Below are 13,263 nucleotides of genomic sequence, written 5' to 3' on the forward strand. Positions count from 1 at the left end.
TCACACCTCGTCTTTCAGCAGCTCGGGCAGATCGGGCTGCGGCGGTGGTTCGGTGCCGCGCTGGTGCGCGATGTCGCGCTGATCGCTCCACCGCCACAGCTTGCGGATGTACTTCATGGCCGCTCGGCCGATGGCGTGCGCCGCCTCGAGCTCCTGCTCGAGTTTCTCGATGCGGCCCTGTAATTCGTTGACGCGCTTGCCCTGCCAGGCTGTCGCGCCGCCAATGATGGCTGCGACGATCGCGCCGACAGCCGCGATCTGATCAGGGTTCACGGGGCGAGGTACCCTCTCCCCGCCGTAGCGCCAGCGTTCGGCGGCGCATCACGCGATCGACCGCGGCGGCCACGTCGTCGACGGTGCCGGAAATGTTGAACGTCGGGGCGGTAGCGGCTCGCGGTTCGGCCGCCAACCATGGCGCGTATCGCGCGATCAGGATGGCGACGGCCGGGATGGCCATAATCCGTGTGATCGTGGCCGAGACCGCAAGGGCCGTACCGATGCCGGCGGCGGTGGTCGGCAGGCCGGTCGATGCGATGAGCATCGGCATGGCAGCGGCCAGGCCGACGACGAGCTGAAAGATGGTGCGCGCCATGGTCCGCCAGGGGTAGCGGATTTGGCTGGCGTCCTCGGGTGCGCTGTGTTGTCCCATCACTTGCCGCCCGCGAGGGTCCGGCGGATCTCGGCGATATCGGCGCGCACCTCGGCCAGCGCCTCGACGAGGGTGTTGTTGCGCTGGTCGTCGATCTTGGACGCGCCGAGGATCTTCCAGCCCTTCTCGTCGGGGCCCATGAGCTGGTCCTTGGTCAGGCTGGTGTTCTTGTCCAGCCACCAGAACAGGTCTCGGAATTTCAGGGTCGAGCCCTTGAAGTTCTTGATCAGTGCGTCGAGCATGTTGTCGTCTCCTTCGGTGGGGGTGCCGCCGTCCATGGCTCGTGCCACGTCGGCGCGGAAGATGTTCATGTCGATGGCGCCGGGGTCCCATTTGCCTTGCGCGGCACCGGCCCATTCCTTGTGACCGATGGCATGCGAGGCGGGCTCGCCGAGGTGGTCGAGGATCGCGCCGACACCGCGCACGTAGGCGTCGTACTGGGCGTCGGGCCAGCTCTCGCGGTGCGGCAATCCGGGGGTCCCGCCGCCGTCGTTGGCGGCCTCGATGCCGATGGTGCGCTGGTTGGCGCCGTTGGTCGGCAGGCCCGGGTACGAGCCCATGCCCGCATGCCAGGCGACGCCGACACCGCACACCGTGTACACGCCCTCGGGTGAGAGGTGCAGCTGAGAGGCGAGCCCGAGGTCGGGGTGCTCGGCGATGCCGCGTGGCGATTCGCCGAAGCTGCCGGTGTGGTGGCAGACGACACCCCAGATGTCGCCGAAATCGCCGTGTCCGCGGTCGCGCCAACCGGGGTACTCGCGGACCTGCAGGCCCGCGGCGCGTAGCACGTCGGGTAGCCAGGTGGGATCAGCCATCGTTTGCCTCCTGAATCTTGGTGCGGATGCGCTCGACGATCCCGGCGAGTGCCTCGCTCTTGGTCGCGGCCTGGAATCCCAAGCCGCGGGGGTGTTCTGCTTTCCAGCTCCCGTCGGGGAGCTGGGTAGTTTTCACCTCGTCGACGTCCCAGAACGTCTCGGGGTCGGGTGCGGGCCATTCGCCGGTGTCGGGGTCGGGACGGATGTGCAGGCCGAGGTCGTGGGGGCCGGGCAGCCCGCCGGGTGTCGGTGTCCACCGGATCTGTTCGTGGGCGGGGTCGCGTCGCCAGCCGCGTTCGACGAGGTAGGCGGCGACCCGCGCCGAGCTGGGCAAGGTGAACACGGTGGCATCGGCGAGCTTTCGGCCCGCGCTGTTGTGCCACTCGGGCAGGTGCAGGATGGCCAGGTCGCTGAGTAGGTCGGTGACGGCGGGGTCGAGCGGGGCGACTTCGCCGGGGTCGGGGAGCTTGCCGTCGAGCGCCATCCGAGCGAATTCGCGGTAGCGCTCGGTGATCCGTTCCTGTTCGGTCGCGCGCTGCCGTTCAGCTTCGGCGCGTTGCTGTTCTTTGCGGCCCGCTTCGGTGGTGAAGGTGCGTAGCACCTCGGGTTCGGGTGTGTCGGTCACGGCTGGTTCCTCAATGGTTGGGCGGCGATGACGAGCTGCGCGCCGGCGGTGACGATCGAGTAATTGCGGTCGCCGATTTTTCGGGCGATCACATAGATCACGGCGGTCTCGGATGGGCCGACGATGCCGAGGTCGGACTCGGGTGTGACGGCGTGCGGCCAGCGCGGGTAGAGCTGCACCTCGAAGCGGTTGGCGGCTCCGATGCCGTAGCCGCCGCCGATGATGTCGCCCTCGGGTGAGCCGAGACGGATCTCGATCTCGACGTGTGCTTCGTTGAGCACCGACACATGGACCTGTGTGGTGATGTTCCCGGCCAGCACGATCGGGCGCCAGGCGATCGGCTGCGCCGGGATCGTCATGGTCGCAATGGTTTTCGTTGTGGCCGAGAGGTTCGAGCCGCCGACGAATTGCGATGAGGCGATTGCCCACGGTCCGCCGAGGCGCGGTGCCGGGATCGGCCGCCACTGGCTGCCCGTCGCCGACCATGCCAGCACCGACCCTTGCCGGGCTGCGGTCAGGTCGCCGACATCGGCGGCGTCGGAGATCTTGCCCGCCTCGCCGGGGTCGCCGGTTGCGCCGGTCGCGCCGCGCGGCATCGTGACCTCGAGGGCTTGCGTTGGCGCGGTTCCGGTGAGCGTCGCGGCCGCCGATGAGCCCACAGAACCGGCCACGGCCGAGCCGGCGGGCGCGGCCGGTGCGCCTTGCGGGCCGGGGGTCTGGAATGCCGCGGCGAACGCGATCATGTCCATGCCGGTCCAGAAGTAGATGGCGTTCTCGGACACGACGCGCCACGCCTTGCGGGCGTCGGCGGTGGTGAGGTTGAGTGCGGTCAGCGCCGCCGGGGTCGCGATATCGCCCTGCCAGAGCCACGGCCAGGCGGGTGCGCCTTGTGGGCCGGGCTCGCCGGGTGGTCCCTCGCGTAGCTCGACGAGCGCCTCGCGGTCGACCACTTCGAGCGGGTGCACGGTGTAGGGCAGCCCGACCGGGTCGTCGACCGACCGCATGGTGATCGAGACGGTCTCGTCGTACACGGTCATGGCGCTCCTGTCACGGGTACGGCCCACGCGGCGACGTGCGCGCCGGTGCGGGTGTAGGTGAAGCTCGCGCTGCCGAGGTTGCGGCGGATCACGATGTGCAGGGTGGTCGCGACACCGGCGGCGATCACGCCGACCGATGAGGCGGGTGTCATCGCCGAGCTCTGGAACTGGGGTTGCATCCGGGCGTATGAGTCGGTGGCGTAGGGGACGCCGACGCCGAGTGCGACGATTTGGCCGGCCGCGGAGCCGATGCACGCCTCGATGTCGACCCGCGATGTGTGGTCGGTGGCGGCCGTGCGGACGACCGCGCCGCCGGTCACGAACGGCCGCCAGGCGGTGTCTTGGGCCGGGATGGCGAGTTGGGCGATCGTGTACGGCGAGGTCGACACCCCCGACGCCGAGGCCACGAAACCGGCCCCACCGTTCCATGCCTCCCCCTCGGTGATCGTCCACGGCCCACGCCAACCGGGATAGGCGGTCGGGACCCATTTCGACGCCGCCGCCGACCACAGCGGCACCATGCCGTCGGTTCGGGTCACCGTGCCGTCGAAATCCGAGGCGCCGGTGATCGGTCCGGGCGGCCCGTCGGGGCCCTGCGCGCCCGCCACACCGCGGGGCACCGTGAGATTCAACGTTTGCGAGGGCGGGGTGCCGGTGATGCTGGCGACGAGGTCGGACCCTGCGGCGCCGGTGGTGACGGTGCCGATCGACAGCGAGTTCGGCACACCCTGCGGGCCGGTGCCGCCGAATGCGTCGGGGAAGATCTCGAATAGCCGGCCGTCCCAATACATCAGGGCATTGGTCGACACAACCCTCCATGCCTTGCCCGCTTGGGCGGGGCCGAGGTTCGCAGAGAGCGCGGTCAGGGCCGCGACGTCGGCGATATCGCCCTCCCAGCGAAACGGGATCGCGGCCGCGCCGTCGTCGCCGTCGGGGCCGATCGAGCCGATGGGTAGCTCGAGGGCGCCATCGGCCGGGGTGACGTGTAGCGACTGCACGATGCCCTCGCCGCCGATGCCCTCGTCGATGCCGCGAATGAGCGCGGCCGCGAAATAGTCGCCGACAGTGGTCACGGGTTGCCTCCTAGACGGGTTGGGCCCACACGGTCAAAGAGCCGCGCGACCGGGCGTATCCGATGTCGAGGCCGGTGCCGACGCGCTCGACGGTGAGCAGCAGCGTCGCGGGCACACCGGCGGGGACACATGCGTATGTCGAGCTCGGCGACAGCGGTTTAGTGCCCTCGTCGCCGAAGGTCGGGTTGAACGGGATCATCAGGTACTGGCTGACACCCACGCGCAGGCCAGCACCGCTGGCGACCATCACCCCGGTCGCCGACCCGAGACGCACACGCACCTCGGCATCGACGGTGGTCGAGGACTCGCAGTAGGTCGACAGATTCCCGTAGCACAGCGGCCGCCACTGAAACGGCATCGCGGGCACGGTCGCGGTGAGCGCTATGAGCTGATCGGTGTCGGCCAGCTGATCGGCGGCGAGGTCGGCGTCCCACCACGACCACGGCCCGAAACCATTCGGCGGCGCGGTCGCCGACCAGCGACGCCCGCCCAGGCTGAGCGCGAACATGCCGCGCTGCGTCGGGCCCGTCGTGCCGTCGTAGTCGGTCGCGGTAGCGATCGAGCCCGACGCGCCCGCCGGTCCGGCCGGACCGGCGACACCGGCCGGAGCCGTCGCGGTGATCGTGAGCGCCGCCCCCTCGGCGGAGACGCGTAGTGCGGGCGTGGTCAGTGCCGGGTCGTGGGTGGTGGTGACCGCGGCGATGGTGGCGGCCGGGGCGACGGGCCCCTGTGCGCCGACGGCACCGGGTGAGTGCACCCAGCCCGCGCCGGTCCACACGTCCATGCCGTTGTCGTCGAGCCGATGCCACCAGCGGCCGCGGTCGTCCGGGCCGAGTCCGGTCGGGCGCGCGCCCACGCCTGTGATCGTGCCCGCTTTGACGAACGTCGACCGGGGGCGCCCGCGCGGTCCCTGCGGGCCGGGTTGGCCGGGTGGTAGCGGTAGCGCGGCCGCCTCACCGTCCGGCGTTACGGTGGCTGTCAGGATCGGCAGACCGTCGAGGTCGACCTCCCGCGTCGCGGTCAGCCGCGCGGGAAACACGATGTCGGACAACGAACCTCCTAGAAAATGATGAGATCGAGGTCGGCGCCGACATCGGTCGAGATCGTCTTGACGATCGTCGCCAGGCTGCCCAGGCGGCCCCACGCCTTGACGAGGGTGTCCTCCTCATCCGCGCCGTCGCCGATCTTGAGTTCCCAGCGGCCGCCGCCGGTTCGGTCGTCGGTGAACGTCATCTCGGTCACGTAGTCGGTGAAAATCTGGCCGCCGACCTCGAAACCGATCTGATGCCCGATGTCGAAGTCCTTGCCCGGCAGATAGGGGGCGCCGTCGGCCACGGTGACCGAGTTCGCGGTGTAGCCGCGGGTCGTGTGCAGCGCCTGGCGGCCCGCCATGAGACCGTCCAACGTGAACGCCTTCTGGCTGTTGGTGGCAACGAATTCCTTGGGCGCGAACGGCCCGGCGCGCTGCGTGCGGCCGACGTCCTCGTACTGCATCCACGCGAGAAACACGTCGTCAAGCTGCCCCTGATACAGCGAATCCAGGCCAGGAATGCCGATCAGCAGACCGATCCAGCTGAGCAGATTTTTCATGGCGAACTCGATGCCGGCATTGACCCAGCCCGGCGACTTGCCGCCCACGATGACATGGGTCGCGGTGGGCTTGTGAATCGAAACCTGAGACTCGCCGAGCCCGGAATATTCACCCTCGCGGTACCACACCCACGGCAGCCCGCGCGCGGTACCGAGCGGGCCGTAATTGGCGTACACCGCTTCGTATTCGGTCTGCGCGTCGAAATTCGGATACCGCACCGGCGAGGTGTCGTCGATGAAATCCTCGAACCAACTCACGAGGCCATCGAGCAGGGTGCCGGTCGGTCCGACAGATGCGCTGTGGTCGCGGGTGCGCAGCACAACGGTGTTGCGGTCCAGCCAGAACCATTCGGGCGCAGGCTGTTCGTCACCCTTGTCGGGCAGGTAGAACGAGGCCTCTACGATCACGCCGGAGTCATCGAGCATCGGCTCGAAAAACACATCCGCCATGTCGAACCGCGCCGATCCCGCGGCCCACTTGCTCGTGTTGGTCAGGATGTCGACCGGCACGATCGCGATCGGCCACAGGCCATCTCCCCCGCCGACCACCCAATCAGGCGCGTCGGCCCACTTCGCCGGCATGGCCGTCGACTGCTGACGCAGGATGTTGCACGACATATAGACGCCGAACAGAACCTCGACCGGGCCGACCAAGATCATGTGACGGGGCCACTGCGCCAAGATCGGCGCGAATGGCGACGCCCACAGTGCCGTGGTGGCAACGTGATTCCAACAGTGAATCGCCTCGATATCGACCGATTCGGTACCGTCGGCGGCCCGCAAGAGCGAGGCCTTCGTGATGTACCCATCCCACCTGTAGGCCTTGGTTTCGACCGTGATCGGGATCGTCGCGTCTTCGCCGTCCGGGTTGTTGAACAGGTGGTCGAAATGCACCATGTCGCGCGGGCACGACATCTTGAGCCCACCCGCGCGGTTCTTCAGTTTCGAGAACTGCAGGTCGAGGTAGCGGCCCTCTTCGCCGACCTCGTCGAGCCACTTGTCGTACCAGGTGACGATCGCGGTTTGGTCGGTGCGCCACTGGTCATCTGCCCGCTCGAGGGCGTCCATGCGCCGCACTTCGGCGGCCGCGTTCCACGCGGCCATCAGTACGGCCTCGACGAGCGCGGCGTAACGGTGACCGTGATGCTTGATTCCGTTGTGCCGCCATCGGTTACAGCGACCGGTATCGGCACGCTCGACCACGGCGGGATCGGGGCGAGCCAGCGCCGCCCGGCCAGCTGCGCCCACACATTGCGCCCCGACGGCGCGGCCTCGGAGTAGACGCGGGCCGTACGATGGCGCGGGTGCGTGTCGATGCGCAATGTTTCACCGGCCGCGATCACCGGGGTCTGCACCAGACGGGACACGTCGCCGTCGACCGGGTCGCCGATATGCCAGCGGCCGGGGCCGTTCATCGTGTACCGCGGGTGCGCCGGTTGGTCGGCAGCGTTGCGCGCGACCACGATTCCCTCGTTCAACCCGTCGACATTCGTCCACGTACTCATCTCGTCGAACGAGCGCATCGCCGGATCCGCGGCCAGCACCGACATCTGCAGGATTTCGTGGTAATTGAGCTGTGGATCGATGCCGGTGAGCGGCACCACGGGCCCGTCACGCTGGACACGCTGAAATCGCCAGCCCTGATGGCGGGTGAACCCCGCCCACGTGCCCGGCCGGTCCGTCGACCAGTCGCGCAGCCAGGCGTCATGCACGGCGTGAAAATGCCGCGCCGACCGGAAGATCAGCGGGATCGCGTCCCCGCCGATCGAGACGTTGAAGTCGATTTCCTTCTCGCTGCGTACTGACCGCAGCACGGTTACGCCGTCCTGGCGGGCGCCCTTGGACAGCAGCAGCGACACCGGGGTATCGAAATGCCCGCCGATGCTGTCGCCGAGCACAACGCCCTCGGCGCCAGCATTGGGTCCAGCCAGATGCCAGCACCGGCCCTCGGGCGAGAGGTAGACAAGTTTCGTCAGCTCCAGATCGAGCAGGGGGTGCAGCCTCATCGCGAGATCCCCCCTCCCCGCTGCAACGCCAGCGTTCGGCGCCGCATAACGCGATCGACCGCGGCGGCCGCGCCCATCGGGTCGGTGCCCGAGATGTTGAACGTCGGAGCGGCATCAGCGGCGCCGGTGGCGCCCATACCCAGCAGCGACAGACCGCTGTCGACCATCTCTTTCCAGTTGTTTTCGAAATAGGACTGCACGTCTTTCTGTGTGGCGTCCCATTTCTCGGTCGACTTCGATTGCAGGTACTCCCACGGGTTGTCCTTTAGCGGATGCTCCTTCGGCGTCGCTGCCGCGCCACCACTCGATGCTCCGGTGGCGGTGCCCGCATCCGCCGCGGCACCGCTCGAGGTGTCCGCGGCGCCGGTGCTTGCGCTGGCGCCAGTTCCGCCGAAGTTGGCCGGCCAGTTGTCCACCCACACCGGGACGGCCTGTCCCGATGGGCGGGTGCCACCGCTTCCGGATCCGCCCGCCGAACTGCCCGACCCGGATCCAGAGCTGCTGCCGCCGAGCCCACCGGATGCCCCAGAGCCCGGACCACCCAGACCAGGGCTGCCCTCAGCGAGCGGGTTGCCTGGAATCGGGAAGTGCCACTGCAGCGGAAACTCCGACGGGTCGGTCGCACCCGGCCCGACCTCGACGCCATCGCTGCCGCTCGACTCGACTTTGAGGTCACCCAGCCTGCCGGCCATGTGGCTATTGGGCCCGCCACCGCCACGCATCACGCCGATCGTGAAGTCGCCGGGACCGCCAGGGCCGGACAGGAATCCGAACTGTGTGAAATCGGATTCGGTGTTGAAGTAGCGGGCGTTCGGGTTCTTGCCATTCAGCTGCGCCCAGATGCCGCCCTGAATCGCGGAGCAGTCCCACGACGGATTGCCCGTGCCGCCGTACTGATACGGCTTCCCGGCCTCACCGCGCACCCAGTCCTGGACCTCGACCAGGCCGCCGTCCGCGAGGCCCGGCAGCATCGCACGCAACAGCTCTATGGGCGGCACCCAACCGGCATTCAGCGCGGCGACCAGCTCGGCGCCGCCGCGCGCCATCGCTGCTTGCGTGACCACACCCTCACCGGTCGAGACCAACGCGGTCGGCGTGCCCTTGCTGTCGACGCCGAGGATGCTGTCGGAGGTGCCGGTGCCCGGCCCCCACAGCAGGCCGTCCGCGCCGCGTCCAGCGATACCGCCGCCAGCGAGCATCGGAATGTCTGGAGTTTCGATCGAGAATTGGATCCGCTTGTCGATAATCGGGATGGTGAAATCGAAGCTCAGGCGGAAATCGTTCCACGCCTTGATCAGCCAGTTTATGGCCGATTTGAAGCTTTCCTTGATGGTGTCCCACAGCCCGGACGCGGCCGATGTCACCCGACCGGGAAGCTCGGTCACGAAATCGACCATCGCGTTCCACTTGTCGACGATCCAGTCCTTCGCCTCGCCCGCCTTGTCGCCGATCCACGACCAGGCCGCGCCCAGTGCATCGAGCGCCGGTTTGATCACGTTCGACCACGCGCCGGAGATGATCGCCCCGATCCCGTCGAACCCTGGCTGAATGACGTTCTGCCACAACCAGGTTGCGATCTCGCCCGCCTTCTGGAGGTTGCCGACCCACCAGGAAAAGAACGGCTTGAGTACGTTGTCCCAAACGAACAGGGCGGCGGTCTTGATGCCTTCCCACGCGCCCTGCACGATCTCCCGGAATGTTTCCGACTTCTGGTAGGCCACAACGATTCCGGCGACCAGGGCGGCGATCGCGATCACGACCAGTCCGAGCGGGTTCGCCGACATGGCGGCGTTCCACAGCCACTGCACCGCCGTCCAAGCCTTGGTAGCGCCAGCGGCGACGGTCTGGGCGGTGTTCCACGCGATAGTGGCGACCTTGACGGCGACGATCGCGCCCGCCACAGTGCCGAACACGCCCGCCAAAACCATTGTGGCCGTTTTGTTTTCCTCGACCCAGTGCACCGCCTCACCCATTTTTTCGACCATCGCCTCATGGATGCCCCGCTTGAATTTCTCCAGCGTGGTGGCGGTGTTGTCACTGAGGGTTTCGTCGAGCTTCTGGGCCGCGCCGTCGACTTGGCCGAGGCTGGCGACAGCGGTCGTCGGATCCATCGCGAACAGGGCTTGCGCGAGGTCCTCGGCCTTGGTGCCGAACAGGCCGACAGCCGCCGCGTTCTGGGCAAGCGGGTCGTCCATGGCGCGCAGCCGCTCGAGCACGGTCGCCAGACCCTGGTTCGCGGCCTCGCCACCCTGGGCTATCTGCGCACCCATCGCTTGCGCGTCCAGGCCGAGAGCCTGATAGGCGCTGGCGGTGGTGTCGCTGCCGTCGATCGCGCGTAGCTGGAATTCCTTGAGCGCATCGGCGACCTGGTCGGCGTTGCGCGCGCCGGCCTGCAGGGCTTGGGAGATGAGACCCATAGCCTCCTGGCCGTCCATACCCAGCGATCGGAACAGGGTCGGGTACTCGACGAACGTGTCGAGCAGGTCTTGGCCCTTGTCCGCGCCCTGCTGGAAACCGCGGGTGAGGATGTCCATCGCGGCTTCGGCGTCGGGTGCCATACCGGTTTTCAGCATGGTTCCGACAGCCGCGGCAGCGCCGGAAACGTCCTCGTCGAACGCGCTCGCCAGGGTCATCACCGACGCGGTGACTTTCTGGATTTCCGCGTCGTTGGCGTTCTCGCCGACGAGGCCCTGTTGCCAGACGTTTTTCAGTGCGTCGTTGACCTGGCCGAGGTCCTCGCCGTAGGCGTTGGCATACAGCTGGCCCGCGATATGCCCAAACTGCTCGGCCATCTCCGGTGTCGCGCCGAGCTGGGCGGCGAGCTTGTCGTTGAGCTTGTCGGTCTGCATCGCATCGGATGCGATTTCCATCGCCGAGCCGACACCGGCGGTCGCCGCACTGACCGCGAGCAACTGTTTGGCGGCCGGGCCGAGGCGGGATGTCATGCCCGACAAAGCGTTTGAGAAACGCCCTTCGGCGCGCTCAGCCTCCTCGGTGTGGTTGGCAAGTCGGATCCGCGCGTCCGACAGGTCCTGCACCGCGCGCTGGCGCGTCTGCGATGCGCGGTCGGCGTTGCGTTGCGCGGTAGCGAGTGCCTCCTCGGCGCGGGCGAGCTGGGTCGCGCTCGCCCTGCCGGAGTCGCGCAGCTCTTGCAGCTTCGCCTCGGCGACACGAACCTTGCCCGCGGCGTCGGCCTCTTTGTCGCGGGCAGCCGCCAGCGTCGCCGACGCCCGCTGGACATCGGCGCGTTTCTGCTCGATACCTTGAGCGACCGCGCGACCGGCGGCTTGCCCGGCGCTGCGTCCAGCGCTGGCAAGCGGTCCGCTCAGCTGGCTATCGAGCTGGCCAGCGATGCCCTGCACAGTCGGGATGACCTGTAGGGCCGCGTAGCCGATGGGCTCAGTCACTGGCTCCCCCTTTCCTCGAGCTGGCGGCGCTCCCGCTCCCGCTTCTCACGGATACGGCGCTGGCGCAGCTCCTCGCGCCGTGAATCAGCCGGTTTGGCGCGCGGTTTCGGGCGCGCCGGGTGTGGCTTGCCGGACAAGACGTGCACGACGTCGGACAGCAGATAGTCGGTGTCCGACCAGCGGGGTCGGCCTTCGTTGCCGAGCATCACCAACTCGGCGGTGGCGGGTAGCTGCTGAATACGGACCCAGATCTCGCGCAACGTCAACCGCGGGACACCGAGTTCATCGCGACGCCAGCGGTCGGTGTAGCGGGTGCCGTTGCAGTGGTGCGCGAGATCAGCCTCGAGCTGATTCTCGTGATGCTGAATCAGCCACAGCAGCGTCAGGAGTTTCCCGCGCCACCGAAACCGACCGCCTTGGCGATCTCCTCGAACAGCTCACCGAACAGGCGAGACGCCTCGCGCGCGGTGAGGTCGGGATGGCGAGCGTAGATCTTTGTAACCTGTCGGGGGCCGATCAGGTTGCACACGCCGACTGGCAGATCGGTCTGCAGATGCCGCATCACCGTCCAGTACGGCCAGTCCTCCGGTCGTGCCGGGACGTTCAGCGACAGGCCCTGCCACTGGACGGTGACAGTGTCGGCGCCTTCGGCCTCAGCCTGGGCCGCAGACTTCGGCGGCTGGTAGTCGCGAGGTTCGGGAGCACCGGCGGGACGCGGACGGCGGGGTCGACGATTAGACATGTGCGGGTTCCTTTCTGAGGTGTGCGGGATTCACGAATGGGGGTGCTCGGCGGCGCGGGAACCCGCACAGAACGCGCGCCGCCGAGCGAGGCGACCTACGGGGTGAGGTCGCCGGCCTGGCGGTCGAAGATGTTGCCGCTGCCGTCGGCGAATATGGCGATCTCGACTTCCCACTTGGTCGGATCGCTTTCGTTGCGGGTGTTGCTCGACACCCACAGACGCGCCCGCGTGGTGGTGATGAGCCGCTCACGGTCAGCCAGATCGCTATCGGTCTCGAACGCCACCCAGCGATAGACCGGCTTCGGAATGGGAACCTTGGTAGGCGTGCGGCCCGGGTAGATCAGGGCTGCGGTCTGGGCGTTGTCCTCGAGCAAGGTCATCTTGCGCATGACCTCGAAGTTCTTGGACCCGAACTTGATCAGCCCCAGGCCCCAGCCGTAGTGCTTGGACTCGGCGAGGGAGCGGTCCTCAGCCAAACCGGCGTCACCGTCGAGGATGCCCACCTCAGGCCAGTCGAGCTCAGTGAATGCCGTGTCGATATCGGTCGGCAGCGTGGGCCGCACCGCGGCGTCGGAAAGGCGGACGCGCGCGTCCTGCCAGATCTTGACGTTGTCGGGATCTCGTGCCATTGCAGGCACCTCCTAACTTGATGGGTCCAGCCGGATCAGGCTGGGAGAGTTCGTGATTGAGCGCGCACCGTGAAAGAAACGAGCGTCGCGCCGGTGTTGGGGTCGCGGGTCTCCAGCAGCCCGGACGGTTCGCTCAGGGTGGCGATGGCGGGCACTCGGTGAGAGGTGAGCACCGACATCGCGGCACCAGCGATCGCGCGGGCCCGGTCGCGGCCGTCGGCCCACACCGTGACCCGCAGCAGTGGACGCGTCGACACCGGCCACCGTGTCGGTCCGCCGTCGTCGAAAACCACTACAGCTGGCGGCGATTTCGTGGTCCAGGCAGCCGGGAGCACCAGACCGCACGTCGGGGCCGGGGCCGCCACCATCCCGGGCACTACCGAGGCCAGATAGTTCTTGGCCGCCTTCGCCGGATCACCCGGAAGCCGCGCCGGTTTCACGGCTTCTGCTTGACCTCGAGGCCGGCGGCTGCTGCGGCGCGGGTGAGTACGCCGTCGCGGGCCTGCTGCGCAGCGGGCACCACGACCGCTGCCGCCTTGCGGTCGGTGGTGTAGGGCTGCACCTCGGCGTCCGGGCCCGCGGCCTCGGCGATACGCCGAGCCGCTTGATTCGTCATCGCGGCGAACTCGGGCGATTTCAGCAGCTTTCCGATGTTGCGCTGATTGAGACGGATTCTGCTGCGGGCCATGA

At 68.0% G+C, this 13,263-nt stretch carries 15 protein-coding genes; all 15 read right to left on the minus strand.

Annotation, left to right across the window (positions count from 1 at the left end; genetic code table 11):
• Nucleotides 1-273 carry a hypothetical protein gene (locus tag ACW2Q0_RS00465; RefSeq protein ID WP_457184910.1) on the minus strand — a complete coding sequence of 91 codons (273 nt, stop codon included), beginning with the start codon at nucleotides 271-273 and terminating at the stop codon, nucleotides 1-3.
• Nucleotides 263-649 (minus strand): hypothetical protein, encoded by a 387-nt coding sequence (locus ACW2Q0_RS00470; protein WP_457184912.1) that lies wholly within the window; start codon nucleotides 647-649, stop codon nucleotides 263-265. Before ACW2Q0_RS00470 ends, ACW2Q0_RS00465 begins: the two co-directional genes overlap by 11 nt.
• A complete protein-coding gene (locus tag ACW2Q0_RS00475; protein WP_457184914.1) occupies nucleotides 649-1,464 on the minus strand; it encodes a peptidoglycan recognition protein family protein in 816 nt (271 codons plus the stop codon). Before ACW2Q0_RS00475 ends, ACW2Q0_RS00470 begins: the two co-directional genes overlap by 1 nt.
• Nucleotides 1,457-2,089, minus strand: coding sequence for a hypothetical protein (locus ACW2Q0_RS00480; protein WP_457184916.1), 633 nt, complete (start codon nucleotides 2,087-2,089; stop codon nucleotides 1,457-1,459). The genes ACW2Q0_RS00475 and ACW2Q0_RS00480 overlap by 8 nt, the downstream gene beginning before the upstream one ends.
• Nucleotides 2,086-3,126, minus strand: a complete 1,041-nt coding sequence (locus ACW2Q0_RS00485) for a hypothetical protein (RefSeq protein ID WP_457184918.1) — start codon at nucleotides 3,124-3,126, stop codon at nucleotides 2,086-2,088. The genes ACW2Q0_RS00480 and ACW2Q0_RS00485 overlap by 4 nt, the downstream gene beginning before the upstream one ends.
• Nucleotides 3,123-4,199, minus strand: a complete 1,077-nt coding sequence (locus tag ACW2Q0_RS00490) for a hypothetical protein (protein ID WP_457184920.1) — start codon at nucleotides 4,197-4,199, stop codon at nucleotides 3,123-3,125. Before ACW2Q0_RS00490 ends, ACW2Q0_RS00485 begins: the two co-directional genes overlap by 4 nt.
• Before the next feature lie 10 nt (nucleotides 4,200-4,209).
• Nucleotides 4,210-5,250 (minus strand): hypothetical protein, encoded by a 1,041-nt coding sequence (locus tag ACW2Q0_RS00495; protein ID WP_457184922.1) that lies wholly within the window; start codon nucleotides 5,248-5,250, stop codon nucleotides 4,210-4,212.
• Nucleotides 5,251-5,258: 8 nt separating this feature from the next.
• Nucleotides 5,259-6,893, minus strand: coding sequence for a Gp37-like protein (locus tag ACW2Q0_RS00500; protein ID WP_457184924.1), 1,635 nt, complete (start codon nucleotides 6,891-6,893; stop codon nucleotides 5,259-5,261).
• Nucleotides 6,893-7,795, minus strand: a complete 903-nt coding sequence (locus tag ACW2Q0_RS00505) for a phage tail protein (RefSeq protein WP_457184926.1) — start codon at nucleotides 7,793-7,795, stop codon at nucleotides 6,893-6,895. Before ACW2Q0_RS00505 ends, ACW2Q0_RS00500 begins: the two co-directional genes overlap by 1 nt.
• Nucleotides 7,792-11,202 carry a phage tail tape measure protein gene (locus tag ACW2Q0_RS00510; RefSeq protein ID WP_457184928.1) on the minus strand — a complete coding sequence of 1,137 codons (3,411 nt, stop codon included), beginning with the start codon at nucleotides 11,200-11,202 and terminating at the stop codon, nucleotides 7,792-7,794. The genes ACW2Q0_RS00505 and ACW2Q0_RS00510 overlap by 4 nt, the downstream gene beginning before the upstream one ends.
• Nucleotides 11,199-11,468: a hypothetical protein gene (locus ACW2Q0_RS00515; protein ID WP_457184930.1), complete on the minus strand. Its 270-nt coding sequence runs from the start codon at nucleotides 11,466-11,468 to the stop codon at nucleotides 11,199-11,201. Before ACW2Q0_RS00515 ends, ACW2Q0_RS00510 begins: the two co-directional genes overlap by 4 nt.
• A 116-nt stretch (nucleotides 11,469-11,584) precedes the next feature.
• Nucleotides 11,585-11,944, minus strand: coding sequence for a hypothetical protein (locus ACW2Q0_RS00520; protein ID WP_457184932.1), 360 nt, complete (start codon nucleotides 11,942-11,944; stop codon nucleotides 11,585-11,587).
• 95 nt (nucleotides 11,945-12,039) lie between these two features.
• Nucleotides 12,040-12,573, minus strand: a complete 534-nt coding sequence (locus ACW2Q0_RS00525; RefSeq protein WP_457184934.1) for a hypothetical protein — start codon at nucleotides 12,571-12,573, stop codon at nucleotides 12,040-12,042.
• 35 nt (nucleotides 12,574-12,608) lie between these two features.
• Nucleotides 12,609-13,013, minus strand: coding sequence for a hypothetical protein (locus ACW2Q0_RS00530; RefSeq protein WP_457184936.1), 405 nt, complete (start codon nucleotides 13,011-13,013; stop codon nucleotides 12,609-12,611).
• Complete coding sequence (locus ACW2Q0_RS00535; protein ID WP_457184938.1) at nucleotides 13,010-13,261, minus strand: hypothetical protein; 252 nt, start codon at nucleotides 13,259-13,261, stop codon at nucleotides 13,010-13,012. Before ACW2Q0_RS00535 ends, ACW2Q0_RS00530 begins: the two co-directional genes overlap by 4 nt.
• Between the last annotated feature and the right edge of the window lie 2 nt (nucleotides 13,262-13,263).

Source organism: Nocardia citri, assembly GCF_054065835.1.

Excerpts from the sequence above, each read along its gene's own strand:
- ACW2Q0_RS00470 (WP_457184912.1), bottom strand. The coding sequence starts at position 649 with ATGGGACAACACAGCGCACCCGAGGACGCCAGCCAAATCCGCTACCCC.
- ACW2Q0_RS00475 (WP_457184914.1), bottom strand. The coding sequence starts at position 1,464 with ATGGCTGATCCCACCTGGCTACCCGACGTGCTACGCGCCGCGGGCCTG.
- ACW2Q0_RS00485 (WP_457184918.1), bottom strand. The coding sequence starts at position 3,126 with ATGACCGTGTACGACGAGACCGTCTCGATCACCATGCGGTCGGTCGAC.
- ACW2Q0_RS00500 (WP_457184924.1), bottom strand. The coding sequence starts at position 6,893 with ATGGCCGCGTGGAACGCGGCCGCCGAAGTGCGGCGCATGGACGCCCTC.
- ACW2Q0_RS00505 (WP_457184926.1), bottom strand. The coding sequence starts at position 7,795 with ATGAGGCTGCACCCCCTGCTCGATCTGGAGCTGACGAAACTTGTCTAC.
- ACW2Q0_RS00520 (WP_457184932.1), bottom strand. The coding sequence starts at position 11,944 with ATGTCTAATCGTCGACCCCGCCGTCCGCGTCCCGCCGGTGCTCCCGAA.
- ACW2Q0_RS00525 (WP_457184934.1), bottom strand. The coding sequence starts at position 12,573 with ATGGCACGAGATCCCGACAACGTCAAGATCTGGCAGGACGCGCGCGTC.
- ACW2Q0_RS00535 (WP_457184938.1), bottom strand. The coding sequence starts at position 13,261 with ATGGCCCGCAGCAGAATCCGTCTCAATCAGCGCAACATCGGAAAGCTG.